Origin of the sequence: Brevundimonas sp. (assembly GCF_965279155.1) — a bacterium.
Lineage (GTDB): Bacteria > Pseudomonadota > Alphaproteobacteria > Caulobacterales > Caulobacteraceae > Brevundimonas.
This window is the reverse complement of the sequence record NZ_OZ257138.1, coordinates 2,643,373-2,666,684: the sequence shown is the minus strand read 5'-3', so window position 1 is coordinate 2,666,684 and position 23,312 is coordinate 2,643,373. Positions and strand designations below refer to the sequence as shown.

The following is a 23,312-nucleotide window of genomic DNA, read 5'->3' as shown; positions in this document are numbered from 1 at the left end:
GGCGCAGTGTTTACGACGGACAGGCGTCCGCGCCCTGGTTCATGCCCAGATTGGTCGGCGGGCGGTCCAGCAGCGGCGACCAGGCGGGGTCGGTTCCGCGCCCGTTATAGCCGGCCTGCGACACCACCCGGCCCGACAGGTCCACGGTCCACAGACGCGTGTCGCCGCCGCGCGTCTGACGCGCGAACATGACGTAACGGCCGTTGGGCGCCCAGTTCGGGCCTTCCTCGAAATAGCTGGACGACAGGATGCGCTCGCCCGATCCGTCCGCGTTCATCACCCCGGTCGAGAACTGGCCCCCGCCCTGTTTGGTGAAGGCGATCAGATTGCCGGTCGGGCTCCACGACGGCGCCGTATACAGGCCGCCCCCGCGCGAGATCGGCCGCTGGCCCGATCCGTCAGAACGCATGACATACAGGCGCGCCGACCCCGAACGGTCCGAGGTGAAGACGATCTGGCTGCCGTCCGGGCTGAACGAGGGCGAGGTGTCGATGCCCGGATCGTTGGTCAGACGCGTGATCTGGCGGCTCCGCAAATCCATCACATAGACGTCGGTATTGCCGCCCCGGATGATCGAGAAGGCGATCTTGTTGCCGTCGTTGGAGAAGCGCGGCGCCAGCACCTGACCGTCGAACTCGCCCAGGCTCTCGCGCCGGCCTGTCGTCAGATTGTACAGATAGATGCGGCTGTAATCCTTGCCCAGCGCCACATAGGTGATCTCGTCCGGCTGCGACAGCGAGAAGCGCGGCGACATGATCACCTCGTCGCCCTGCGTCAGATAGGTCGGGTTGAACCCGTCCTGGTCGGCGATGGTCAGGCGGTTGATCCGGTTCAACTGCGTGCCCTCTTCGGACACGAAGATCACGCGCGAATCGAAGAAGCCGCTCTCGCCCGTCATCCGCTGATAGATGACGTCCGAAATCTTGTGCGCGATCCGGCGCCACTGTTCCTGCGTCGCCGTAAACTGATAGCTGACCAGCTGACACTGCCGATACGGATCATACAGGCGGAAGCCCACGTCCAGCCGCCCGTCGCCGCGCGTCGTCACCCCGCCGTACAGCACCGCCTGCGCCCCGATCTGGGTCCACTGCGGAAAGTTCGGCGCATTGGCCAGCGTCAGCCCCGTCTCGATGAAGCTGGACGGGTTGAGCGGCTCGAAGAAACCCGACCGCCGCAGATTGGCGCTGACCACGCTGGAAATATCCGACCCGTGCGTCCCCTCAAACGGCACGACCGCGATCTGCAACGGCCGCAATACGCCCTGATCGACCACGACATCCTGGGTCTGGCCCGAGGCGGCAGGCATCGCCGCCTGCGCCTGGACGGAGCTTTGCACCAGGGCGCCGGCCGTCACGATGACGGCGGCGGAGGCCATAAGAAGGTTCAGTCGCATGCTTGTTTCCCTCGGTAGTCCAGAGACACGTTCGACCCTTATCGGCAGGTCGTATCGGTTTCGCCACGCTTCACGGCGATTGGGGCTTATTTTCGGACCGACGCCCTAGCGATTTCCGCATTGGCGCGCGGTTTCGAAACGGAACGGCACTTCCTGAGCCTGGAAGCCCGCCGGTACATTGAAGGGGGCGGTGGCGCGAAGCGCGCGCAACATGGCGTCGGACGCGGCCCTGCCGGTCGCATCGCTGCGCGGCTGTTCCAGCCGGGGCGTGCCGACGATCTGACCGTCGGCGGTCAGCCGCACCGTCACGCGGATCACCAGCGAATCCATGCCGGGCAGGTCGCAGTTCAGGTTCCAGTTCGGCGTGACCTGGGCGCCCAGGGCGGCCAGCTGCGGACCTGTCGCACGGCCGGCCGTTCCCGCGCCCGTCTGACCCGTCGCCGGCCGTCCGCGATTGTTGGTCGTGCGCGTGGGCCCGGCCAGGGCGTCCAGGTCCAGGCTCGGCTCGGGGCGTTGCGGCGCCGGGCGGGCGGGCGCGGGCGTCGCCGGGCGTGGATTGGTCGGGGCCTTGGTCGGCGGCGTGGGCGTCGGCGGCTGGGGCCGGGGGGGCGTCGGGCGCGGCGGGGTCGGGCGCGGCGTGGGGGTGGGGGTCGGTGTAGGCGTCGGCGCCGGGCGCGGCGGCGTGGGTCGCGGCGGCGTCGGGGTCGGGCGCGGTTGAGGTTGCGGCGGCGTCGGCTCGGGCGTCGGCGGAACGGGATCGGGCTGCTGCACCGGGGCGGTCGCGGCGTCGTCGGGCGAGGGTTCGGGCTGCGGATTGTCGGCCGGCGCCGCCTGGATCACCTCCTCCGAAACGATGGTCACCGGCACAGAGGCGACCAGCGGCGTCTCGTCCTCATCCACCTTGTGCGAGAACGTCACGAAGGCGAGCGCAATCATCCCGGCGTGCAAGGCCAGCGATCCGAGTATGGCAGGGCTCGGACGACGCAAGGGGCTCAGGCCTCCGGCGCCGTGTCGGTGATCAGGTTCAGCTTGGTGAAGCCGGACGCGCTCAGCCGCGCCATCACCCGCGCCACCGCCTGATAGGGCGCGCGCCCGTCGGCCCGCACGAACACCGGCCGCTCGGCCGCCTGTTCCGCGCCCCCGGCCTCGGTCAGCAGGCGCGTCGACAGGGCGTCAAACGCCGTCTCGCTGTCGCCGACGAAGATGGCGCCCTGCTGATCGATGCTGACCGACAGGGGTTCCGACTTGATCTCGACCGCGCTGGCCTCGGTCTTGGGCAGTTCGACCGGCACCCCGACCGTCAGCAACGGCGCCGAGATCATGAAGATGATCAGCAGCACCAGCATCACGTCCACCAGGGGCGTGACGTTGATCTCGGTCAGAGGGCCCTTGCGCCCCCGCCGTCCGCGACGCCCGCCGCCGCCGCTCGAACCACCGCCCCCACCGCCACCAAGCGCCATGGCTCAGCCGCCCCGCTTCAGGCTGAGATCGCTGGACGCCACGGGCGGAGGCGGCGGGGCCGAGGGACTGCCCAGGCGGCGCGCCACGGCGGCCTGCAGGTCGTCCGCAAACGCCTCCAGCCGGTTTGAGAACTTGCCCGCGTCGATCGAGAACTTGTTGTAGGCGATATAGGCCGGGATGGCCGCCGCCAGGCCGATGGCCGTGGCGAACAGGGCCTCGGCGATGGCCGGCGCCACCGTCGTCAGATTGGTGTTGCCCGCCGCCGCGATACGGCCGAACGCATTCATGATCCCCCACACCGTGCCGAACAGGCCGATGAAGGGCGAGGCCGTCGCCACGACCGACAGCACGCCCAGACCGTTCTCGATCCGCTGGCTCTCGCGCGTGATCAGGCTGTTCATCGCCCGGTCGATGCGGGTCATCAGCAGGTCGCCCTGGTGTTCGTTCAGCGCCCCGCGCTGACGCGCCTCACGCCAGTCCGACAGGGCGATCACCAGCATGCGCGGCAGGGCGTGGTCCGGCGCCGGCCCGGCCTGGGCCGCGACATCCTCCAGCGACCGGCCCGACTGGACCGCCTTTTCGAAGTCGTCAGCCTGTTTGTTCAACGCCGTGAACCGCACCGCCTTGTCGATGATGATGGTCCACGACCAGATCGAGGCCGCCGCCAGACCGATCATCACCGTCTTCACCACCCAGTCGGCGGTCATGAACAGCTCGACGGGGTTCATCATCGAGGCGTCGACGGGCATTGTCATTCAGGCGCTCCGGGCGGAATCGAGTTCGTTCACGCCCTCTTCGACCCAGCGGACGTGACCATTGTGTGGCGTCCGGCCCGTTTAGCTCCGACCCGACCGCCCGTCATCTGACAGGCGCGTCATAACGGTTAACGGAGGGTTATTCCGACCCCGCTCTGCGCGGATGCTAAACGACCAACGAGAACGCATTGCCGAAGTTATGCAGCAGGATGGGCAGCAGCAGGCTTCCGGTCCGCAGCCGCAGCCAGACGGCGATGAACGACGGCAGGGCCGTCAGCGCCATCGTCATCGGATCGAAAGAAAACGCGCCCTGCGAAAAGCTGAAGGCGTGCGCCAGTCCGAACATGACGCACGACAGGACCGCGCCCCAGCTCCAGTCCACGCCGAGAAACCGCTTCGTGCCGGTGAAGGCCTGGCACAGGGCCAGCAGCAGGACGCCGCGATAGAAGGGTTCCTCCTCCAGGCCGGGCATGGTCAGTTGGAAAGCGATGTCCTCGCCTGTGGACGGCCTTCCGGGAAAGGCCACGGCGATGAAGACGAAGAAGGCGCAGTAGATCGCGGCGACCGGCAAGGCGGCCTTCAGACTTCCTGGAGCCTGAACCAACGTCAGCCCGCTGCGCCGCCACCCGAACGCAGGCGATCCAGCGATCGCCAGGGTGGCGGCCAGGGCGAGCAGCTTGCCCTGCCAGTTCCAGGCCCCGCCGATCACGTTCGGCAGCAATCCATAGAAGCCCGTCAGCAGCGCGTCGTTGACGGCCACCAGCAACGCCGCGACCAGCAGCCAACGCCATGAAAAACGTGTGCGATCGGTCAATCCGATCATGGTTCCCACCACGAGCAGAAGCGACAGCACGCCCCCCAAACCGATCAATCCGTTCACGCGTCCACCCTCATCCCTTTGACGGAGCGAGTGCTATCGGCGGCGGGGCGAGGCGTCTCCTCAGAACCCGGCTTTTCGCTTCTCAGAACCGGGCGTCGTAGGGTGCGGAGCCGGAATCTCCCCGCCGGGCGGCGGTTCGATACTGGCTGGGCGCACATCCTTCGATGGCCCGGAACGCCCGGTTGAAGCTGGCGACCGAAGCGAAACCGCTGTCCAGGGCGACGGCGATCAGCTTGTCGTCGGTGCGACCTGCTTCGCTCAGCAATCGGCGGGCCTCCGCAACCCGATAGTGGCTCAGGAAGCTGCGGAAATGATCGTGGCCCAGTTCACGATTGATCAGGGTTCGCACGGTACGTTCCGGCGCGCCCATCCGCACGACGAACGCCGCGAAGGTCAGCTCTGGATCGAGAAAGACCCGCTCCGTCTCCATCAGGGCGGTCAGCCGGCGATGCAGCACATCGTCACGCCCAAGAACGGCCTGCGTCGCCGTCCCGGCCGGCGACATCCTTGTTTCGGCGACGCCGAACCTGAGCACGTCTGGCCGTACGCTCACAAGCGTCCCCGCCAGCCAGAGCCCGAACCCGAGGACCATCGCATTCTGGGTCAGGGCGAATATCAGCGGACGCCACGCAAATCCGAACAGCACATCCGCCGACAGATCGACGAACAGCATCCCGCCCAGCACGACCGCGACCATGATGCGGGCGTCTTGACGCTGCTGGATCAGGTCGCCCTGACGTTCGGCCAGCAGCCGCCAAACCAGATGGCCGACGATCGCGAAGCCGAGCGGCACCAGTAGACGCGACCACTCCAGCCGCGCCAACGTATCGCCGAACAGTCCGCGATCCAGTGCGGCGATCAGGCCCCACGCCAGGCCGACGCCCAGCACACCCCCCTTCAGCCTGAACCGGCTGTCGAAGCACGACAGGCAGAACCACCACAGGAAGATGACCGTGAACCCGCTCATCACATTGGCGGTGACGCCGACCAATCCGTCGGGCGACAGATCGCTCAAGGGCGTATTGCCGATGATGAAACCGGACAAGCACAGGGCCATCGGCGCGAACAGAACGGCGGGCAGGCCGATCCGCCGTCGTTGGCGCAGCAGCAGCCACGCCAGCAGCAGGATGGTCACCACGGCGCCCGCCCGTAGGGCGACGTCGATCTGGCCGATCATCACGCCGTCACGACCAGGAACGACGCGTCAGGCTCACTCCGCGCCAGACCGCCGCGTCGGATCGACCGCCACCGACACCGGCGCGCCGACGCTGATGATCACGCCCTCGTGGCCTTCCTTGGCGATGGAATAGGTGGCGGCGTCGCGCAGCAGCTGTTCCTCGCAAAGACGGTCTCCGGCCCGGCCCAGTTCGGCGCAGCCGCGCTTGGCCGCGTCGGTCCAGCCCAGCACCCGGCGCGTCGCCGCCTCGGCCCGCTTGATGGCGGCCTCGTCTTCCGCGGCGGCTTGCGCGATCAGCGCCTGGCGCGCGCCCTGCTGATATTGCAGCTCGGCCTGGCCCGCCATCTTGCGTTCCCACACCTTGTAATAGGGACAGCCCACCAGCCCGCCGCCGACCAGCAGCAGGAACAGCAGGACCGTGACGATCACCGCGCTGGTGGACATCTTGTAGGTTTCCGCAGCCATGACGTTCTCCCCCTCGTTTGAGCGAACCTTAATCGGCGCCGGCGCCCGCCGCCAGCCACGGCGTCACCTTCTCTATCAGCCCCTTCGACGGTCGCCTCGGCCGCCCATCCAAATGGATGCAGACCGCCGTCACCTCAGCGCGGCACAGCACCTCGCCCGCCCGCTCCACGCTCTGGCGGATGATCAGCCGCACCCCCTTCACCTGCTCATAGACGGTGCGCACCACCAGGGCGTCGTCGATCCGCGCCGGCTTCAGATACTTGATGTTCATCTCCGACACGACGAAGGCCAGCGGCTCGGCCTCTTCCAGCAGGTCGGCGTGCCCCACGCCGATGGCGCGCAGGAAGTCGGACCGTCCCCGCTCGAAATAGCGCACATAGTTGGCGTGATAGACCAGGCCGGTGAAATCGGTGTCCTCGTAATAGACGCGCACCGGCAACAGGTGATCGCGCCCCTCGAAACGGCCGGCGGTGGGTTGGTCGATGCTCATCCGGCCACTCTAGGGCATTCGGCGGCTGAATTGGACCGGCCAACTCATCAGCGCCGTTCAGAACAAGGTTCATCACAGCGATCACGACGAGGCCACGAAGAACACGACGGAGCCATGCCGGTTGGGCAAAGGCTTGATGGCCTGCGGCGGCGAAGCCGCAGATCGATTGACGGCCTGGACATGGAGCTGCGAGCCGACGCGCGTTCGGTCCCGTCGTGTTCTCCGTGGCCTCGTCGTGCCCGTTGTGATGGAACGCCTTTCAGGACCGCACCAACTCAATCGTCGATGGCTCTAGCGCACCGCCTGCGACGAAGGCCTCTCCAAAAATCCGGGGCAATACCGCTGGCGCATCTCGCGAAACTCGGTCGGCAGGGGATCGTCGCTGAACAGGATGCGGTTGGGGATGGACACGAAGCCCACCGCCGGCCCGCCTGCGACCCGCCCCATATAGCCGCACACCGCCCGCCTCTGGCCGGCCTCGGCATAGCGCAGCTCGGCGCCGGCGCCCGCCTGGATGCGGATCTGGCGCGTGACCCGCGTCGAGGCCGGCTCGGGCGAGGGCGCGTTCGCCGGCCGCATCGCGACCCAGGCGGCGACGGCGCACAGGGCCAGCACGACCGCCGCCGCGATCATCGTCCACCGCTGTCGCGGGCTGCGATGCGGCATCATCCTCATGCGGCGGGCGCACCTAGGGTGAAGTCCAGCGGCGTATCCGCGGCCGGCAGGCAGCTGCGACCCACCGGCTTGGACGGATCACGCAGGAAGTCGCGCGCCATCTTTCGCGTGCAGGGACTGGCGTTGATCACGCCGTGGGTGGCGTTGGTCACGATCACCACCTGGCTGTGGGAATAGCCCTTGGCGGCCGCCTCGGTCAGGGGCGGCGGGCAGCCCGGATCGATCTCGGCGGCGACGAACAGGGTCGGGATGTCGGTCTGGACCGGCAGGTTCTCGATCGGCTTCGCCGGCCGCTCGCCCACCGCCGCACAGACGTCGAACAGCCGCGACAGCGACGGAACCAGAACCTCCGCCACCGGATCGCCCGCGGCCCCCGCCGCCAGCCGCGCCCTGGATTCGAACGGCAGCTCCTCCTTGCACAGGTGCGCCATGTGCTGACCCTCGAAATAATAGGTCCGATCCTCGGCGATCTCGGCGACAGGGCTCAGGTCGCCGGCGATGATCTTCTCCAGATCGGTCGGCAGCCCCCGCACCCCCGTGGCGCTGTATGTCGTGTCCATCAGAAAGGCCGACAGGTCGTCAACGTTGAACGTCCGCCCGTCCTTGCCCGTCACCGGCCCCGCCATCCATTTGCGCGCCTCCGCCTCGAACCGCGCCTGAAGGTCGGGATGCTGCGCCGCGCACGCGACTTGCGCCGTGCATTTGGCCAGGATGATCTTCACCGCCGCCGACACCTGTTCCGGCGTGCCCACGGCCCAGTTGCCCTCGGGCGGCCAGGGGCTGTCCATCACGGCGGCGCGCACGATCTGGGGCTGATGGGTGATGACGGCGGCCTCGATGCGCGGCCCATACGATCCGCCCCACAGGTCGATCTTGGTCAGGCCCAGCGCCTGGACCATGTCCTTCACGTCGTCGGCGATGGCGGCGGCGTTGTACTGGTTCAGATCGACGCCCTGCGCCTGATATCCCTTCAGACAGGCGATCAGCCCGTCGCGATCCGCGTCGGACGGCGGCCCCGCGTCGGTCAGTTGCACCCCCGGACAGTCCATCGACGGCTTGCTCGCCCCGCCGCCGCGTTGGTCGAACAGGATCACGTCCTGATCCACGGCGAAGGCGTCGGGCCTGCGGGTCAGGGCCTGAAGCATCCGCCCCGCGCCAGGCGTCAGATCCCCGCCCGGCCCGCCGTGGAACATCACGATGGGCGGCAGCACCTGTCCCGAGGCGTCCTTGAACGGCGCGCTGGCCTTGACGATCACCACGGCGATGTCGATGCGCCGGTCGCTGACCGACCCGTCACGCGCCTCGTCCACCGTCAAGGCGCCGCACCGCACCTCGCGCAGACCCGTCGGCCAGTCGCTCGGGCAGGGTTTGTCGGTGAACACCGGCGCCGCCGCCTTCGCAGGCGGAGCCAACGCCGTCAGGCCGGACATGACCGCCAGGACGGCCAGGGTGCGCAGGATCATGGGACGGCTCCGGTTCGCCCCCAGCAAACCCCCGCCCGCCCCGCTTGGCAACCGCCTATCGGAGGTCAGACCCCGATCAGCCTTCAATCAGGCCGCATGCTTCTTGCGCGCGGCTTCCGTCAGCGCATCGGCCATCCGCTCGCGCCAGTCCTCGCCCTCTTCGGCGAAGGCGCGAATGGTGGCGGCGGGCAGTTTCAATCCCACCTCGCGCTCGGCATCGAGTTGAGCATACAGGTCAGGCAACACGTCTCGCAGCGGCTGCGCCTTGGCGAAGTCCTCTTGGGTCCATTCCGGGTTGTCCTGATCGTCGATCTCGACATCCACATAGTCGCTCAGATCAAGGCTGAGTTTCGGATCAGCCATAGCGTTTGCTCTCCTTGGCGTTCGCGCGGCGCAGACTGATGGCTCTCACTGTCCCGTCTCGGAAGGTGAAGGCCAGCATATGAAGCCGCCCATCCATCATACCATAGGCCCGCCATCGTGGCTCGCCGTAATCCTGACGGTTGTCCGCAAGGATATATGCGGCGCGGAGATCGATTTCGCCGGCACGGGCCAGCGACAGCCCATGCTTCTCCTGATTGCTCGCATCCTTGCCCGGATCGAACGCAATCCTCATTCGAACAGGTCGCCCGGTATCGGCCCGGCGGGCGGCGGCGCAGGCGCGCTCAGCCCCAGATGGGCATAGGCCTTGGCGCAGGCCACCCGTCCACGCGGGGTGCGCATGATGAAGCCCTGTTGCAGCAGATAGGGTTCGATCACGTCCTCGACGGCGTCGCGCGCCTCGGCGATGGCGGCCGCCAATGTGTCCATCCCCACCGGCCCGCCGCCATAGTTCTCGATCAGCGCCCTCAGGAACCGACGGTCCAGACTGTCCAGCCCGGCCTCGTCCACCTCCAGCCGCGCCAGCGCGCGCGCCGCCACCAGTTTCGAGATCGTCTCCGCCCCCTCGGCCGACGCAAAGTCCCGCACCCGACGCAGCAGCCGCCCGGCGATCCGGGGCGTGCCCCGCGCGCGCGACGCGATCTCGCGCGCGCCCGCCTCGTCGATGGCGGCGCCCATCTTGCGCGCCGTGCCCCGCACCACCGCCGTCAGTTCGTCGGCCGAATAGAACTCCAGCCGCAGCGGAATGCCGAACCTGTCGCGCAACGGCGTGGCCAGCAGCCCCGCCCGCGTCGTCGCCCCGACCAGCGTAAAGGGCGCCAGATCGATCCGCACCGAACGCGCCGACGGTCCCTCGCCGATGATCAGGTCCAGCACATGGTCCTCCATGGCCGGATACAGGATCTCCTCGACGTTCGGGCTCAGCCGATGGATCTCGTCGATGAACAACACATCGCGCGGTTCCAAGTTGGTCAGGATCGCCGCCAGATCGCCCGCCTTGGCCAGGATCGGCCCCGACGTCGCCCGGAACCCCACGCCCAGCTCGCGCGCCACGATCTGCGCCAGCGTCGTCTTGCCCAGCCCCGGCGGTCCGAACAGCAGCACATGGTCCAGCGCCTCGGCCCGCCCGCGCGCCGCATCGATGAAGACCTTCAGATTGCCCTTGGCCTGCGACTGCCCGACGAACTCCGACAGGGTCTGCGGCCGCAAGGCGCGGTCGTAGGCTTCGCCGGGGGAGGCGTCGGCGGCGACCAGTCTGTCATCGCTCATCGCACCGCTCCCCGACGCGACCGGCCTACAGCCCCTTCAGGACCGCGTAACCGACCACCATGGCGATCAGACCGACGGCGAAGACGATCACGACCTGTAGTTTCTTGTTCATTTTCAAATCCACTCTGACGTTTCGGGGGGGCGTCCGCATAGGCCGCGTCGCGCACCCGGCTCAACCCTGACATCCCGAAACCCGGCCCGAAACCTGGGGAGTGTTCCGCCCTCAACGCCCCAACTCCTGCAAGGCCGCGCGGATCACGGCCGGCAGTTCGGCCTCGTCGCCCCCGTTTTTCGACTCAAGCCGGATCAGCGCCTGATCCACGGCCCGGCGCGCATTCACCTCGGCCACGCCCAAGCCCAGCAGGGCCGACACGGCCTCGCCGGTGATGGACGGCGGCGGGGGCGCGATCTCGACATGCATGCCCGGCGCGGTCGGCGCAAAACTGACGTCGCCCAACGGCTTGCCCTTCAGCTCGGTCACGATCCTCAGCGCCAGCTTCGGTCCCACGCCGTTGGCCTGCGCCACGGCCGCCTTGTCCTCGCGCGCCACGGCCCCCGCCAGCTCACCCGGCGGCAACACGTCCAGCACCGCCAGCGCCGCCTTGGGCCCCACGCCCTGGATGGCCAACAGGGTGGTGAAGGCCCGCCGCTCGTCGCGCGTCAGAAATCCATACAGGCGCGGCCCCGCATCCTCGCTCCACTGCGAATGCACATGCACCGTCGCCTCATCGCCCGGCGCCGGCAACCGCCCCAGGGTCCGCGCGCCGCACGACACGACATAGCCCACGCCAGCACAGTCGATCAGGCAGTCCGCCTCCCCGACCTCGGCCAAGACACCCCGCAAACGCCCGATCACGCCGCCCCCCGATGCATCGCTTCCAGCAAGGACCGTTTCCTCAGTTGCGCATGGGTGACCGCCACGGCCAGGGCGTCGGCGGCATCCGCCTTCACCTCCCCGGCGGTCGGCAACAGCCGCTTGATCATGAAGGCGATCTGGCTCTTGTCCGCATGGCCCGCGCCCACCACCGCCTTCTTGATCAGGTTCGGCGAATATTCCGCCACCGTCAGCCCCAGCTTGGCCGGCGCCAGCATCACGGCCGCCCGCGCATGGCCCAGCTTCAGCGTCGAGGACGGGTTCACATTGACGAACACCTCTTCCACCGCCGCCTCCTCGCAGCCGTGGTCGGCGCAGATGACGCCCAGCGCCTCGAACAGATGCAGCAGCCGCTCGCTGAACGGCGCGCTCTCCGGCGGGCTGACGACGCCGTGCGCCACCCACCTCAGGCGCGCGCCGTCGGACACGATCACCCCCCAGCCGGTGCGTCGCAGACCGGGGTCCAGGCCGATGATTCTGACAGGTTCGTTCGCCATCCGTTCCCCTCATGCCGCAAAGAGGGTTATCGGGCAATGAACGGTTTCGGCCGTCGCGCTCAGCGCTGCATCAGCAAGGGCCGCCGACGCTCGGTTTGGGGCGCCACAGGCGCAGGCGGCTCCGGCGGGGGCGGGTCCGCTTCGACCGTCTCCACACTCACAGGAACGGTCACGGGCGCCGGCTGTGGAGGCGCAACGACCGGCGGGGCCTCGACGACCAGCCGTTCAGGCTCAGCCGCCTCCTGTCGATCCACCAGCGCCGTCTGCACCCGCGAGACCAGCCAGGTCGCCACGGCTGCGGCGCACAGCAGCACGACGACAGCCCCGCCCCAGGCGCAGACCTTCACCCACGCCCACCGTCGCCCCTCCACCGGCGGACCGGCGGCGCCCGGCAGATCGGACCTCGGATCGCGATCCTGCTGCATCGTCCGTCGCTCCCCGCCTCAGCCTCAGCCGTGCTTTTCGATATAGGCATCGGGGTCCTTGTTCACCGGCTTGACCCCCGTGATGTGCTCAGCCTCGAAGGCGGCGAACCTGACCGCCAGCGCATGGCGCGTCTCGATGTCCGCATTCATGCGGAAGTCCGTCAGCCCCTGCCGCTCCTCTTCGCCCATATGTTTGGAGTTGACGACGTTCGCCTCGCCCACGGCGTCGAACCAGGCCCTGGTTCCGACCTTGTGCTTCTCGACCGCCTTGACCGCATCGCGCAGCTTGTTGTGATCCTCGATGGCGTCCTCGGTCTCGCCCTCGACCGTGCCGTCCTCGGCGTCGTTGGCGCCCTCGCCCTGTTTCAGCAGCTCGGGATAGAAGAACCGCTCCTCGGCCTCGGCATGCACGTCCAGAAACGCCGACAGCCTCAGCCACACGGCGCTCAACGCATCCACATCCTTGGGATCGATCTGTTCGATGATCGCAAACAGCCGGCGCTGTTCGGCGTGGTCGTCGAGGATCAGCTGGGTGATGTCCATGGGGCGCTCCAGGCGTAACGGTGAAGCCTGGTTACGCCTTCGCCGCCGCCCGGTTCCGTGCGAACGACTCGCGCTGATCGTCAGACGACCGGGCCCCGTTCAGCCGACGATGGCCTGCAGATTGGCCGCCGCTTCGGCGATGACCGGACGACCGCCACGGCCGCGCCGCGCTGCATCCAGCGCGGCGGCCGACATGGCCCCCTCGGCGCGGGCGGTTTCCAGATCGTCGCGCAGGGCGGTCAACTGCTTGCCCATGGCCTGGACGCGCGCATCGTGCTCGTCCTGTGCGGCGGTCAGCTTGGCCTGGATCTTGGTCATCCGCTCTTCGGCGCGGACGATGGCCTTGTCATGCGCCATCGCGGCCTTGGTCAGGGCCTCCGCACGATCGACGGCGGCGGCGCGTGCGGCCTCCATCGATACCTGACGTCGACGCGATTCCTCGACCTCGACCTCAAGCGTGCGCGCCCGTTCCATCGCACGGTCCAGCCCGATCTGCAGCGTGTCGGCGCGCCGTTCGGCGACATGACCGCCGCTCTGCAGATCTTTCAGTTGCACGGTCTGTTCGCCGTTCAGCAGTTCCAGTCCGTTGACGCGCGCCGTGGCGGTATCCAGGCGAGCGGTGACCGCGGCGATCTCGGCGCGGGTCGATTCGACCTGGCTTTCCAGCGAGCGGACGGCGCGGGCCGCCTCGGCCTGTTCGGATGCCGCGCGGGCGCGTTCGTTCGACAGCAGGCCTTCACCCGCCGCAGCGGCGCGGGCCAGCCCCGCCACCTCGATCCCGACCTCGTCGACGCGACGGCGCAGGACCGTGTTTTCTTCCGACACCAGGGCATGGTCGCGCTGGACCTGGCTGCGCGTGGTCTCGGATTCCGAGCGCGCGGCCTCGGCCTGTCTCATCTGGTTGCGCAAGGCCTCATGATCCTGCTCCAGCTCCTTGATCCGCTGGGTCGAGACGCGATCCGCCGTCTCAAGGCTTTCGATCAGAGTGGCGGACTGGGCCATCTCGGCGCGCAGACGACCGATCTCGACGCGAGCCTCCTGCAGGTTGACCGAATGTTCGCCGGCGCGCGCCGCCTGGTCCTCAGCCTTGGCTTCGGTGTCCGCCAGGGCGTCCGACAGCTTGCGCGCCTCTGCGTTCAGCAGGCTTAGCTGCTTGGCCGATTCCGCATTGGCGTGACGCAGGTTGACCAGTTCGACATGGCTGTCGCGACGCGAGCGGAACTCCGCCTCCAGCGGATCGCGCAACTGCCCCAGCAGGGTCTCGAACGTGCCGAACTGCTGCGCCATGTCCGACAGTTGATCCAGGCTGCCCTGAATGGTCTCGAACCGCTCGCCGATCAGGCCGGCGACATCCTGCTCGGACGCGCGATCCGGGGTGACGGACACCTCGTTTGAGACATCGCTCTTGCCGCGCGACAGCACCCTGTCGATCCTGGTCAGTTTCATGGTCGCCCCGCCTCTATGCGATGTGCGGTGACGACCCCGACCCTACCCCCATATGGCGAATCGAAAAGGCTCACCGCCTCATTGCCCAAAAGGTTAACGAGGCGTTAACGAAGTGTCGAGACCTTCGTTCGCCGACCGATGGATCGGGACGACCTAATCTCAGCCCGCGTATTTCGCCGCGTCCTCGTCCGAGATGTCCTCGTTGGAATAGACCGACGACACGTCGTCCTCGGCGTCCAAGGCGTCCAGCAGCTTGAACAGCGTTCCCACCGCGTCGCCGGTGACCGGCACTTCCGACTGCGGCTTCCAGACGATGGCGGTGGATTTCGGATCGCCCAGCACCTTGGACATGGCCTCGGCGACTTCGTTCAAATCCTCGAAGGCGGTCCAGATCGTGTGGCCCGGCGCGTCTTCGTAGATGTCTGGCTTGACCAGGTCGCTCTCGACGTCCTGGGCGCCGGCCTCGATGGCGGCCTCCATGACTTCGTCCTCGGTCCCGGCCTCGGCCTTGTAGATGATCTGGCCGACCTTATCCCACATGAAGGCGACCGAGTTCATCTCGCTCAGCGCGCCGCCGTTCTTCTTGAAGGCCGCGCCGATGTTCGACGCAGCGCGGTTGCGGTTGTCGGTCAGGGCCTCGACGATGATGCCCACGCCGCCCGGCCCCCGGCCCTCGTAGCGGACCTCTTCCATCGTATCGACGTCGCCGCCCGAGGCCTTGTTGATGGCGCGGGTGATCACGTCCTTGGGCAGGCTTTCGGCCTTGGCGTTGTTGACCGCCAGACGCAGGCGCGGGTTCAGCGCCGGATCGGGCATGCCGTTCTTGGCCGCCACGGTGATGTCGCGCGACAGTTTGGAGAACAGCTTGGAGCGCTGCGCATCGGCGCGCCCCTTGCGGTGCATGATGTTCTTGAATTTCGAGTGGCCGGCCATGGGATCGTCTTCGTGCGTTCTGGAACCTGAGCGGGCGGTCCTAAACGATGAGCGTCATCCTGTCACGATGGACGACAGGGGTGGAACCTCGACCGTTTGCGCGTATTGATCCCCCGCAGACAGACGGAGCGCAGCCATGACCGCAGACGACACCATCTACGAAGCCCAAGGCTACATGGACGAAGACCTGCACGAGGCCGACATCGTCGAATGGTACGAGACCCGCCCCGTCACCGTCTCGACCGCCGTCGCCACCGGCGCCATCGTCACCGCCTTCACCCTGGGCGCCCTGGCCGCCGTCGGCGCCCTGTTCCTGATCGGCCGTCTGGACGACTGAAGCTACCGTTACGTAGTCGATCCGCTTTGTGAGCTCGCTCGCAAAGCAGCCTCTATGCCTATGCTATGAGCCAGAAGCCTGATGAAATATCAGGCTGGTATGATCCTTATTCCAAATCGATTTGGTTCAAGGATTGCCCTCCGCATCTCTACCTGGCCATAGCTTGCTGCAACTAGCCCCCGTATAGCGTCCTCATCCTCTGGCAGGATACGCGGGCCTAGCGTCACCGAATCCAGTTCGTTCTCGTGAAATTCTAAATCCTCGAAATCCGCTTCCGCGTTTCGACCATCACCAGAGTAGATGCGCCGTTCCTGCTCGTAAGCAAACGCGTCGGATTTGGTGTAAACCAGCTTGTCTATAACAGCGCTTGCTTCTAGATTTGCCCTTCCCGCCAAGACGTTCGAGAATTCTTCATCGTCTATTAAAGCGGGCATCTGGTCAACGTAGTTAACTGGACGGGCCTCTCCCCATGGGCTGTCTAGTCCAGGCGCATTTCGAAAACCTAAAACAGCTCCCGTGTGCTGCCCAGCATAGTGGGTCCACATTAGAAAATTTTCGGGTGCCGTGGTCAGGCAAAGAATTTTACTGTTTTTGAGTTGCTCGCGCGCTTCTAACTGAAAGCGTAGCCAAGCAGCATCGCCACCATCGAGACTTTTGTCGAGCGCGTCGCCCATATTGTCTTCAAGTTGTTCGATGTTCCAAGCCGGCATCCGTCCACGCATATAGCGCATGATGACTCCGACCTGATTTGCTGGCGGGCCCGGCTCCGCACCATACAAATCATCCCACATCTTCTGAAGCGTAAGCCGGCGAATTTGGGCTCGATCAATAACCATCCGAAGGTCAAACTGAACGTCAAACGGGTCGTTGAAAGTCCGAGGAGTAGACCATCGAAGTCGTCGATTTGCTAAAACGATCCGGGCGATGGGAGCGGTCATAAACTTGAACATAAGCACTCATCGGACCGAGCTACCGCGTTATCAACGGCACTCACGAACACCATCAGCGACACCCGTCTCAGGACCTCCGCTCGGTCAGCTACCCGCCCGCCTCACCCCGCCCGCAGGTTCTCCACCACCGCCCGCAGCTTGGCCGGCAGCGGCTTGGGCCGGCGCGTTTCGGCGTCGACATAGACATGCACGAAATGGCCGATGGCGGCGGGGACGTCGGCGCTGCGCTTGAACACGGCGAAGCCGTAGCTGACGCTGGAGGTGCCGATCTTGTCGACCTTGATCCCGACCTCGATCACGTCGGGGAACTTCAGCGACGAGGTGTAGCGGCAGCCCGAATCCACCACCAGGCCGATGGACTCGTCCAGCGCATTGGCGATCAGCAGGTGGGCGTTCACCGCCGAGTCCACGAACTCGTAGAATTTGGCGTTGTTGATGTGCCCGTACTGGTCGTTGTCGGCCCAGCGCGTCGAGACCATGTGAAAGGCCTTGTAGGTCGCGCGGTGGGCCAGGGCGCCCTCGTCTCGTTTCGGCATCGTCGTCTCCCTCGGCGACGCGAACCGTCGCTCTCGATACCGACGCTCTAGCTTGGACGACGTTGCGTCAAGCGCCTATCGGTAGAAGCCTGATCACGAACGCGCTGGTCTTTTCGGACATGAGGACAAGAGCATGAGCATCCCGACCCGCGCCGCCGTCCTGTCGCGCATGGGCGCCGCCCACCCCTACGCCGACAGCCGTCCGCTGTCGGTCGAGACCGTGACGCTGGACCCGCCCGGCCCAGGCGAGGTCCTGGTCGCGATCAAGGCCGCCGGCCTGTGCCATTCGGACCTCAGCGTCATCAACGGCGACCGCCCCCGCCCCCTGCCCATGGCCCTGGGGCATGAGGCGGCCGGCGTGGTCGAGGCCCTGGGGGCCGGCGTCACCGACCTCCAGATCGGCGATCACGTCGTCATGGTCTTCATGCCGTCCTGCGGCCATTGCGATCCATGCGCCGGCGGCCGCCCCGCCCTGTGCGAGCCCGGCGCCGCCGCCAACGGCAAGGGCGAGCTTCTCTCCGGCGCCCGCCGCATCTTCCGCGAGGGCGAACCGGTCAACCACCACCTCGGCTGCTCCGCCTTCGCCGAGCGCGCTGTCGTCTCGCGCCGCTCACTGGTCAGGATCGACCCGGACCTGTCGTTCGAGGAGGCGGCCCTGTTCGGCTGCGCCGTCCTGACCGGCGTCGGCGCGGTGGTGAATACCGCAGGGGTCAAGGCGGGCCAGAGCGTCGTCGTCATCGGTCTGGGCGGCGTCGGCCTGGCCAGCGTCCTGGGCGCCCTGGCCAGCGGCGCCTCCCCCGTCATCGCCGTCGATCTGTCCGAGGAAAAACTGGCCCTCGCCCGCACCCTCGGCCCGGTCCAGACCGTCAACGGCGCCGACCCCGACGCGGTCGATCAGGTCCGCGCCCTGACCAACGGCGGCGCCGACTTCGCCTTCGAAATGGCCGGCTCGGTCCAGGCGCTGGACAATGCGTGGAAGATGACCCGGCGCGGCGGAACCACCGTCACCGCCGGCCTGCCGCCCGCCGAGGCGGCGCTGGCCGTCAACGTCGTCTCCCTGGTCGCCGAGGAGCGCACGCTGAAGGGTTCCTACATCGGCACCTGCGTCCCCAGCCGCGACATCCCCCGCTATGTCGCCCTGTACCGCCAGGGCCGGCTGCCGGTGGACCGTCTGATGAGCGGCGTCATCCCCCTCGACGACATCAACGCCGGCTTCGACCGCCTCCACGCCGGCGAGGTCGTGCGGCTGATCGTCAGACCCTGACCGCCAGCAGCGCCTCGACCTCATCCCGCTCCGGCGCAGACGGCTGAGCCCCCGCGCGCGTCGCCGCCAACGCCCCGGCCGCACAGGCGAACTTCAGCGCCTCGGCGGCATCCATGCCTTCCAGCAACGCCACGACGATGGCCGCCACAAACGCGTCTCCGGCGCCGGTCGCATCGACCGCCTCGACTGCGGGCGGGGTGGCCCAGGCCATTTCGACGCCGCGCTGGTACATGGCCGCGCCCTTGGCGCCCTTGGTCACCACCACCCGGCCGCCGCCCCGGTGCAGGCTGTCGCCATAGTAGGCGGCCTCGATCTCGTTGACGACGATCAGATCTGCGCGGCGAAGCAGGGCCTCCGACACCGGCGCGGCGGGCGCCAGGTTGGCGCAGACGAAGCCCGTAGCCCGGCCCACCGCCGCCTCCACCGTCTCGATCGGCAGCTCCAGCTGGACGATCAGTGCGCCCTCGATCCGCTGCGGCAGTTGTTCGGGCGTCACCAAATGATTGGCCCCCGCCGCCACCACGATCTGGTTCTCGCCCGTCGGATCGACGGCGATGAGCGCCACGCCCGTCGGCGCCGCCACATCCGTCTCCACCCCCGACAGATCGACGCCCATGTCCGCCATCAGGGCCAGGGCGTCGCCCGACATGGCGTCGTTTCCGACCCGCCCGATCAGGCACACCTCGGCTCCCAGCTTCTCCGCCGCCAGCGCCTGGTTCGCGCCCTTGCCGCCCGGATGCTGCGTCAGCGTCGCCCCCGTCACCGTCTCGCCCGGCGCCGGCAGGCGGGGCGCCGTGGCGACCAGGTCCAGGTTGATCGAGCCGACGACGGTGATCCTCATGCCGCGCCCCTTAACGTCTCCACGATCAGGTCGAACACCCCCTGCCCGTTCGCGGAAACCGCCCAGCGATGCCGCGCCGTCGCCGGATCGACCCGGAACTCCACCGCCGTATGACCGCGCGTCAGTTCCGACGTCGTTTCCACCTCGATCCGGCACGCCCGCGTCTCGAACAGGTCGGGCTTCAGCAGCCAGGCGACGGTGCAGGGATCGTGCAGCGGCGCCGCCTCCCAGCCCACGACCTCGCGCTCGACCCGCTGCGAGAACCTCAGCATCGCCGCCGTCGTCCGCGCCGCCTCGCTGTCGATGGCCTCGATGGCCGCGATCCGGTCCTCGGTCGCGCGCACCTGATGGGTCGCGTCCAGCCCCAGGGCGATCACCTCGCACCCCGATCCGAACACCACCGCCGCCGCATCGGGGTCGGCCCAGATGTTGAACTCGGCCGACGGGGTGATGTTGCCGCCCTCCGAGCGCGCGCCGCCCATGATCACGACCGGCCCCAGCCAGTCGGCCAGCCGCCGCTCGCGCCGCATCGCCAGGGCCAGATTGGTCATCGGCCCCATGACGGCGACGGCGACAGAACCCTGCGGCCGGCTCATGACCAGGTCGACGATGGCGTTGGCGGCCGGCCCGTCGCCGACGATGCCCGTCGGCTGGAACGGCTCTAGATCGCCCAGCCCCTCGGGCCCGTGGAAGGCGCCCGCCCCCGCCGGCGGACGTTTCAGCGGCCGTTCGGCCCCGCCGTGCACCGGCACGTCCTCGCGCCCGGCGATCTGGCGCACGATCCGCGCATTGCGCTGGGTCAGGGCGCCGGGAACATTGCCCCCCACCGTGGTGACCGCCAGCAGGTTCAGCTGAGGCGCCGCAAAGGCCAGGAACAACGCCACGGCGTCATCCACGCCGGGGTCGCAATCGATGATAAGGGACTGAATGGACACTCGCTTCGTTTGACGGGCCGAAGGCCGGGGGGCAAGCCCGTTTTTGCCTCTTGTCCCCGACTGATGTAGCGTTCGCTCCAACAACGCTTGGGGAAGCTTTCATGTGTAAATCAACGCGCCTTTTCGGCCGTCTGCTGCTGGCGGGCGTCGCCGTCGGCGCCTTGACCATGACCTCGCCCGCGTTGGCGCAGACCCCGCCTCAGCCTGCCCAAGCCGACGCCGTCCAGACGCGAGGGGAGCTTATTCCGGTCCAGACCTACACCCTGCCCAACGGCCTGAACGTGGTTTTCCACATTGATCGTTCCGATCCGGTGACCGCCGTGGTCCTGGCCGCCCACGTCGGCTCGGCGCGCGAGACGCCGGGCCGCACCGGCTTCGCCCACCTGTTCGAACACCTGTTCTTCCTGAATTCCGAAAACCTTGGCCCGGGCGGTCTTGACCGCCTCAGCGCCCGCGTCGGCGGCAACGGCGCCAACGGCTCGACCAGTCACGACGCCACAGACTATCTCCAGACCGTGCCCAACGACGCGCTGGAGAAGATGATCTGGGCCGAGGCCGACAAGCTGGGCTATTTCATCAACACCGTCACCGACCCCGTGCTCGCCAAGGAGAAGGAGGTCGTCAAGAACGAGAAGCGTCAGGGCGTCGACAACCGCCCGTACGGTCATGCCGACGACGTCATCCTCAACACCCTTTACCCCAGGGATCACCCCTACAACTGGTCGGTCATCGGCTCTCTGGCCGATCTGAACGCCGCGACACTGGATGATGTGCGCGAGTTCTATCGCCGCTGGTACACGCCCAACAACGCCACGCTGGTCATTGCCGGCGACTTCGATCCCGCACAGGCCCGCGTCTGGATCGACAAGTATTTCGGCGAGATCCCGCGCGGCGCCCCGGCCGAGCGAGCGCAACCTCGCCCGGCGCCCCTGGCCCGAACCGCACGGCTGGTTCACGAGGACAATTTCGCCACTCTTCCCGAACTGACCCTGGCCTATCCGGCCGTGGACCAGACCGCTCCCGACGCCGCCGCGCTGCAGGTGCTGGCCCAGTATCTGACCGACGGCAAGGCCGCGCCGCTGAACGCCGTGCTGATCGACGAAAAGCAGCTGACCTCCACGGTCTCGGCGCGACTGGACGCCGAACAGATCGCCGGCGCCTTCATGCTGTCCGTTCGCGCCTTCGACGGCAAGGATTTGGATGAGGTCCAGGCCGCACTGGACGAAGGCTTCGCCAGGTTCGAGGCTCAGGGCGTCGATCCAGAAGCCTTGCAACGCGTCAAGACCATGCAGGAGGCCGGTTTCTATGGCGGCCTGGGCAGCGTTCTGTCCAAGGGACGGATGTTGGCTCGCAACGACGCCACCACCGGCGACCCCACCTTTACCGACACAGCCCTGGCCCGCCTGCGCGCCGTCACCGCCGATGACGTGATGCGGGTCTATCGTCAGTATGTCGCCGACCGTCCGCACGTCGCCACCAGCTTCGTGCCGAAGGGCCATCCCGAACTGGCCCTGATCGACTCGACCGTCGCCGTCGTGGTCGAGGAGCCGATCGTCGAGGGCGCAGAAGCCCCCGTCGATCAGAACGCCGACCGGACGCCCGTCGCTCGCACACCGTCCAGATTCGACCGCACCATAGAGCCGCCCTCCGGCCCGGCTCCGGTCTTGACCCCGCCGGTCATCTGGAGCGCGAACGCCGCCAACGGACTCAAGATCTCGGGCATAGAGAACACCGAACTGCCCTTGGCGAACTTCCAGCTGTCCATCGACGGCGGCCGTCTACTGGACGATCCGGCAAAGCCGGGCGCCGCCTCCATGCTTGCGCGTATGCTGGATCGCGGCACCGCCCGCCGCACCCCGGCCGAACTCGAAAATGCATTCAAGGCCCTGGGCGCCACCGTTTCCGTCGAGGCCGGCAGCGAGCGTTTCGTGATTTCGGGTCAGACCCTGGCCCGCAATCTCAAGCCTACGCTCGACCTCGTCACGGAAATGCTGGTCGAGCCGCGTTGGGACGCTCAGGAGCTCAGCCTCGCCCGGTCCGCAACCCTCTCCGATCTCAGGGGCAGCCGCGCCGAGCCCGACGCCATGGCGGCCCGGACACTGGCGCTGGTCATGTACGGACCCGACCACATCCTGTCTCGCAACGCCCTCGGGTCCGAAACCTCGATCGCCGCCCTGAGCATGGACGACCTGAAGACCTATCTGCAGCACCTCTCGCCCGACCATGCCCGACTGCGCATCGTCGGCGACGTGGATCAGGCCCAGGCCCAGGCCGCCCTGTCTGATCTGGCGGCGCGTTGGACCGCTCGCCCGACCGTCATCCCCGCCTATCCGATGCCGCCCCGCCCCGCGGTTTCCAGGATCTATTTCTACGACGTTCCCGGCGCCAAACAATCGGTGCTGACCTTCGGCTACCCGGCCCTGCGCCGCGCCGATGCCGACTATTACCCGGCCACCACCCTGAACTATCGCCTCGGCGGCGGAGGCTTCGCCTCGCGGCTGCTCCAGCAACTCCGCGAGGGTAAGGGCTACACCTACGGCGTCGGCACGACATTCTCGGGCGGGCGCGCGATCGGCGAATTCGCCCTGTCCGGCTCGGTGCGCTCGAACGTGACGCTGGAGGCCTCGACCCTGGCCCGCGACATCATGCGCGACTATGGCGCGACCTTTACCGCCGAAGACCTCGCCGTCACCCGTGACGCCCTTGGCAAGAGCCGCGCCCGCGACTTCGAGACTTCGGACGCCAAGCTGGACGTGTTGGCGACCATCGGCGACTACGGACTGCCCGCCGACTACCTGACCGCCGAGGCTCAGGTCATCGACGACTTGACCGTGGATCAGATCAAGGCCCTCGCCGCTCGCTGGATCGACACCGATGCCATGATCTACGTCGTCGTCGGTGACGCCGCGACCCAGGCCTCGCGCCTGACCGGTCTGGGTTACGGCGATCCGGTCATCATCAACCCGGCTGTGACCGACGCGGACGACTAGAAGATCAGCCGCATCCCGTGCTTGTCGATGTTCGGCTCCAAACCGTCGACACCGCCGCCTGCACCCGGCGCTTGACGCAGGCACGGCGCGGCGTCACCCTGATCCTCGTTCTCCGGGGGGTCGCACAGCGCGCCTTCAGCGAGCGGTTCCAGCGAGCGGTTCGAAGGCGCGCCACTTAAGTGGGCGCTTTCCGGGCGGCGAACCGGCGACCACTTCGCCTGAAAGCGCCCAGCGGCTGAGATTGGCGTAGCCGCCTGACCCGTCGAACCTGATCCGGGTCATGCCGGCGAAGGGATGGGAAACGCATTGGTCCACGCAACAGGACCGTTCCG

26 protein-coding genes are annotated in these 23,312 nt (G+C 67.5%); 3 read left to right on the top strand and 23 right to left on the bottom strand.

Annotated elements, in window-relative coordinates:
- Positions 1-10: 10 nt before the first annotated feature.
- The 19 genes from tolB to ACQY72_RS12650 form a co-directional block, all read right to left on the bottom strand.
- Positions 11-1,393 carry a Tol-Pal system beta propeller repeat protein TolB gene (tolB, locus tag ACQY72_RS12740; RefSeq protein ID WP_428153976.1) on the bottom strand — a complete coding sequence of 461 codons (1,383 nt, stop codon included), beginning with the start codon at positions 1,391-1,393 and terminating at the stop codon, positions 11-13.
- 105 nt (positions 1,394-1,498) lie between these two features.
- Positions 1,499-2,329: a hypothetical protein gene (locus ACQY72_RS12735; protein ID WP_428153975.1), complete on the bottom strand. Its 831-nt coding sequence runs from the start codon at positions 2,327-2,329 to the stop codon at positions 1,499-1,501.
- Between the two features lie 56 nt (positions 2,330-2,385).
- Positions 2,386-2,853 carry an ExbD/TolR family protein gene (locus tag ACQY72_RS12730; protein ID WP_428153974.1) on the bottom strand — a complete coding sequence of 156 codons (468 nt, stop codon included), beginning with the start codon at positions 2,851-2,853 and terminating at the stop codon, positions 2,386-2,388.
- 3 nt (positions 2,854-2,856) lie between these two features.
- Positions 2,857-3,609: a protein TolQ gene (gene tolQ / locus ACQY72_RS12725; RefSeq protein WP_346494221.1), complete on the bottom strand. Its 753-nt coding sequence runs from the start codon at positions 3,607-3,609 to the stop codon at positions 2,857-2,859.
- A 166-nt stretch (positions 3,610-3,775) separates the two neighbouring features.
- Positions 3,776-4,489, bottom strand: coding sequence for a CPBP family intramembrane glutamic endopeptidase, BDIM_20840 family (locus ACQY72_RS12720; RefSeq protein WP_428153973.1), 714 nt, complete (start codon positions 4,487-4,489; stop codon positions 3,776-3,778).
- Positions 4,490-4,571: 82 nt separating this feature from the next.
- The gene (locus ACQY72_RS12715) at positions 4,572-5,666 is read right to left on the bottom strand and encodes a helix-turn-helix domain-containing protein (protein WP_428153971.1); all 1,095 of its coding nucleotides are present in this window, start codon (positions 5,664-5,666) and stop codon (positions 4,572-4,574) included.
- Between the two features lie 33 nt (positions 5,667-5,699).
- Entirely contained in the window at positions 5,700-6,131 is a 432-nt protein-coding gene (locus ACQY72_RS12710) for a hypothetical protein (protein ID WP_428153970.1), read from the bottom strand.
- Positions 6,132-6,159: 28 nt separating this feature from the next.
- A complete protein-coding gene (gene ybgC, locus ACQY72_RS12705; RefSeq protein WP_428153968.1) occupies positions 6,160-6,621 on the bottom strand; it encodes a tol-pal system-associated acyl-CoA thioesterase in 462 nt (153 codons plus the stop codon).
- Positions 6,622-6,912: 291 nt separating this feature from the next.
- The gene (locus ACQY72_RS12700) at positions 6,913-7,296 is read right to left on the bottom strand and encodes a hypothetical protein (RefSeq protein WP_428153967.1); all 384 of its coding nucleotides are present in this window, start codon (positions 7,294-7,296) and stop codon (positions 6,913-6,915) included.
- A complete protein-coding gene (locus ACQY72_RS12695; RefSeq protein WP_428153965.1) occupies positions 7,293-8,759 on the bottom strand; it encodes an alpha/beta fold hydrolase in 1,467 nt (488 codons plus the stop codon). Before ACQY72_RS12695 ends, ACQY72_RS12700 begins: the two co-directional genes overlap by 4 nt.
- 87 nt (positions 8,760-8,846) lie before the next feature.
- On the bottom strand, positions 8,847-9,122 hold the full coding sequence (locus ACQY72_RS12690; protein WP_428153964.1) for a BrnA antitoxin family protein: 276 nt from the start codon (positions 9,120-9,122) through the stop codon (positions 8,847-8,849).
- A complete protein-coding gene (locus ACQY72_RS12685) occupies positions 9,115-9,375 on the bottom strand; it encodes a BrnT family toxin (protein WP_428153963.1) in 261 nt (86 codons plus the stop codon). Before ACQY72_RS12685 ends, ACQY72_RS12690 begins: the two co-directional genes overlap by 8 nt.
- Positions 9,372-10,409 (bottom strand): Holliday junction branch migration DNA helicase RuvB, encoded by a 1,038-nt coding sequence (gene ruvB / locus ACQY72_RS12680; RefSeq protein ID WP_428153962.1) that lies wholly within the window; start codon positions 10,407-10,409, stop codon positions 9,372-9,374. Before ruvB ends, ACQY72_RS12685 begins: the two co-directional genes overlap by 4 nt.
- 223 nt (positions 10,410-10,632) lie before the next feature.
- The gene (ruvA, locus tag ACQY72_RS12675; RefSeq protein ID WP_428153961.1) at positions 10,633-11,265 is read right to left on the bottom strand and encodes a Holliday junction branch migration protein RuvA; all 633 of its coding nucleotides are present in this window, start codon (positions 11,263-11,265) and stop codon (positions 10,633-10,635) included.
- Positions 11,262-11,780, bottom strand: coding sequence for a crossover junction endodeoxyribonuclease RuvC (gene ruvC, locus ACQY72_RS12670; RefSeq protein WP_428153960.1), 519 nt, complete (start codon positions 11,778-11,780; stop codon positions 11,262-11,264). The genes ruvA and ruvC overlap by 4 nt, the downstream gene beginning before the upstream one ends.
- A gap of 59 nt (positions 11,781-11,839) precedes the next feature.
- A complete protein-coding gene (locus ACQY72_RS12665; protein ID WP_428153959.1) occupies positions 11,840-12,205 on the bottom strand; it encodes a hypothetical protein in 366 nt (121 codons plus the stop codon).
- Between the two features lie 24 nt (positions 12,206-12,229).
- Entirely contained in the window at positions 12,230-12,748 is a 519-nt protein-coding gene (locus ACQY72_RS12660) for a hemerythrin domain-containing protein (protein WP_428153957.1), read from the bottom strand.
- 99 nt (positions 12,749-12,847) lie between these two features.
- Positions 12,848-14,194, bottom strand: coding sequence for a hypothetical protein (locus ACQY72_RS12655; protein WP_428153956.1), 1,347 nt, complete (start codon positions 14,192-14,194; stop codon positions 12,848-12,850).
- A gap of 159 nt (positions 14,195-14,353) precedes the next feature.
- On the bottom strand, positions 14,354-15,127 hold the full coding sequence (locus tag ACQY72_RS12650) for a YebC/PmpR family DNA-binding transcriptional regulator (RefSeq protein WP_428153954.1): 774 nt from the start codon (positions 15,125-15,127) through the stop codon (positions 14,354-14,356).
- 136 nt (positions 15,128-15,263) lie between these two features.
- Here ACQY72_RS12650 and ACQY72_RS12645 point away from each other — a divergent pair, with 136 nt between their 5' ends.
- Positions 15,264-15,464 (top strand): hypothetical protein, encoded by a 201-nt coding sequence (locus ACQY72_RS12645; RefSeq protein WP_428153953.1) that lies wholly within the window; start codon positions 15,264-15,266, stop codon positions 15,462-15,464.
- Between the two features lie 89 nt (positions 15,465-15,553).
- On the opposite strand, the gene ACQY72_RS12640 is transcribed toward ACQY72_RS12645, so the two are convergent.
- Both ACQY72_RS12640 and ACQY72_RS12635 read right to left on the bottom strand, forming a co-directional pair.
- Positions 15,554-16,402: a DUF2971 domain-containing protein gene (locus ACQY72_RS12640; protein WP_428153952.1), complete on the bottom strand. Its 849-nt coding sequence runs from the start codon at positions 16,400-16,402 to the stop codon at positions 15,554-15,556.
- 113 nt (positions 16,403-16,515) lie between these two features.
- Positions 16,516-16,950, bottom strand: coding sequence for an acyl-CoA thioesterase (locus ACQY72_RS12635; protein WP_426024295.1), 435 nt, complete (start codon positions 16,948-16,950; stop codon positions 16,516-16,518).
- A 133-nt stretch (positions 16,951-17,083) separates the two neighbouring features.
- On the opposite strand from ACQY72_RS12635, the gene ACQY72_RS12630 reads away from it, so the two are divergent.
- Entirely contained in the window at positions 17,084-18,214 is a 1,131-nt protein-coding gene (locus ACQY72_RS12630; protein WP_428153951.1) for a zinc-dependent alcohol dehydrogenase family protein, read from the top strand.
- Here ACQY72_RS12630 and ACQY72_RS12625 read toward each other — a convergent pair.
- Positions 18,204-19,055 carry a ribokinase gene (locus ACQY72_RS12625; protein ID WP_428153950.1) on the bottom strand — a complete coding sequence of 284 codons (852 nt, stop codon included), beginning with the start codon at positions 19,053-19,055 and terminating at the stop codon, positions 18,204-18,206. The genes ACQY72_RS12630 and ACQY72_RS12625 overlap by 11 nt on opposite strands.
- Positions 19,052-19,990, bottom strand: coding sequence for a nucleoside hydrolase (locus ACQY72_RS12620; RefSeq protein ID WP_428153949.1), 939 nt, complete (start codon positions 19,988-19,990; stop codon positions 19,052-19,054). Before ACQY72_RS12620 ends, ACQY72_RS12625 begins: the two co-directional genes overlap by 4 nt.
- Positions 19,991-20,091: 101 nt before the next feature.
- Here ACQY72_RS12620 and ACQY72_RS12615 point away from each other — a divergent pair, with 101 nt between their 5' ends.
- The gene (locus ACQY72_RS12615; RefSeq protein ID WP_428153948.1) at positions 20,092-22,980 is read left to right on the top strand and encodes a M16 family metallopeptidase; all 2,889 of its coding nucleotides are present in this window, start codon (positions 20,092-20,094) and stop codon (positions 22,978-22,980) included.
- The last annotated feature ends 332 nt before the right edge of the window (positions 22,981-23,312 follow it).

Excerpts from the sequence above, each read along its gene's own strand:
- tolB (WP_428153976.1), bottom strand. The coding sequence starts at position 1,393 with ATGCGACTGAACCTTCTTATGGCCTCCGCCGCCGTCATCGTGACGGCC.
- ACQY72_RS12735 (WP_428153975.1), bottom strand. The coding sequence starts at position 2,329 with ATGATTGCGCTCGCCTTCGTGACGTTCTCGCACAAGGTGGATGAGGAC.
- ACQY72_RS12730 (WP_428153974.1), bottom strand. The coding sequence starts at position 2,853 with ATGGCGCTTGGTGGCGGTGGGGGCGGTGGTTCGAGCGGCGGCGGCGGG.
- tolQ (WP_346494221.1), bottom strand. The coding sequence starts at position 3,609 with ATGACAATGCCCGTCGACGCCTCGATGATGAACCCCGTCGAGCTGTTC.
- ACQY72_RS12715 (WP_428153971.1), bottom strand. The coding sequence starts at position 5,666 with ATGATCGGCCAGATCGACGTCGCCCTACGGGCGGGCGCCGTGGTGACC.
- ACQY72_RS12710 (WP_428153970.1), bottom strand. The coding sequence starts at position 6,131 with ATGGCTGCGGAAACCTACAAGATGTCCACCAGCGCGGTGATCGTCACG.
- ybgC (WP_428153968.1), bottom strand. The coding sequence starts at position 6,621 with ATGAGCATCGACCAACCCACCGCCGGCCGTTTCGAGGGGCGCGATCAC.
- ACQY72_RS12700 (WP_428153967.1), bottom strand. The coding sequence starts at position 7,296 with ATGAGGATGATGCCGCATCGCAGCCCGCGACAGCGGTGGACGATGATC.
- ACQY72_RS12695 (WP_428153965.1), bottom strand. The coding sequence starts at position 8,759 with ATGATCCTGCGCACCCTGGCCGTCCTGGCGGTCATGTCCGGCCTGACG.
- ACQY72_RS12690 (WP_428153964.1), bottom strand. The coding sequence starts at position 9,122 with ATGGCTGATCCGAAACTCAGCCTTGATCTGAGCGACTATGTGGATGTC.
- ACQY72_RS12685 (WP_428153963.1), bottom strand. The coding sequence starts at position 9,375 with ATGAGGATTGCGTTCGATCCGGGCAAGGATGCGAGCAATCAGGAGAAG.
- ruvB (WP_428153962.1), bottom strand. The coding sequence starts at position 10,409 with ATGAGCGATGACAGACTGGTCGCCGCCGACGCCTCCCCCGGCGAAGCC.
- ruvC (WP_428153960.1), bottom strand. The coding sequence starts at position 11,780 with ATGGCGAACGAACCTGTCAGAATCATCGGCCTGGACCCCGGTCTGCGA.
- ACQY72_RS12665 (WP_428153959.1), bottom strand. The coding sequence starts at position 12,205 with ATGCAGCAGGATCGCGATCCGAGGTCCGATCTGCCGGGCGCCGCCGGT.
- ACQY72_RS12660 (WP_428153957.1), bottom strand. The coding sequence starts at position 12,748 with ATGGACATCACCCAGCTGATCCTCGACGACCACGCCGAACAGCGCCGG.
- ACQY72_RS12655 (WP_428153956.1), bottom strand. The coding sequence starts at position 14,194 with ATGAAACTGACCAGGATCGACAGGGTGCTGTCGCGCGGCAAGAGCGAT.
- ACQY72_RS12650 (WP_428153954.1), bottom strand. The coding sequence starts at position 15,127 with ATGGCCGGCCACTCGAAATTCAAGAACATCATGCACCGCAAGGGGCGC.
- ACQY72_RS12645 (WP_428153953.1), top strand. The coding sequence starts at position 15,264 with ATGACCGCAGACGACACCATCTACGAAGCCCAAGGCTACATGGACGAA.
- ACQY72_RS12640 (WP_428153952.1), bottom strand. The coding sequence starts at position 16,402 with ATGACCGCTCCCATCGCCCGGATCGTTTTAGCAAATCGACGACTTCGA.
- ACQY72_RS12635 (WP_426024295.1), bottom strand. The coding sequence starts at position 16,950 with ATGCCGAAACGAGACGAGGGCGCCCTGGCCCACCGCGCGACCTACAAG.
- ACQY72_RS12630 (WP_428153951.1), top strand. The coding sequence starts at position 17,084 with ATGAGCATCCCGACCCGCGCCGCCGTCCTGTCGCGCATGGGCGCCGCC.
- ACQY72_RS12625 (WP_428153950.1), bottom strand. The coding sequence starts at position 19,055 with ATGAGGATCACCGTCGTCGGCTCGATCAACCTGGACCTGGTCGCCACG.
- ACQY72_RS12615 (WP_428153948.1), top strand. The coding sequence starts at position 20,092 with ATGTGTAAATCAACGCGCCTTTTCGGCCGTCTGCTGCTGGCGGGCGTC.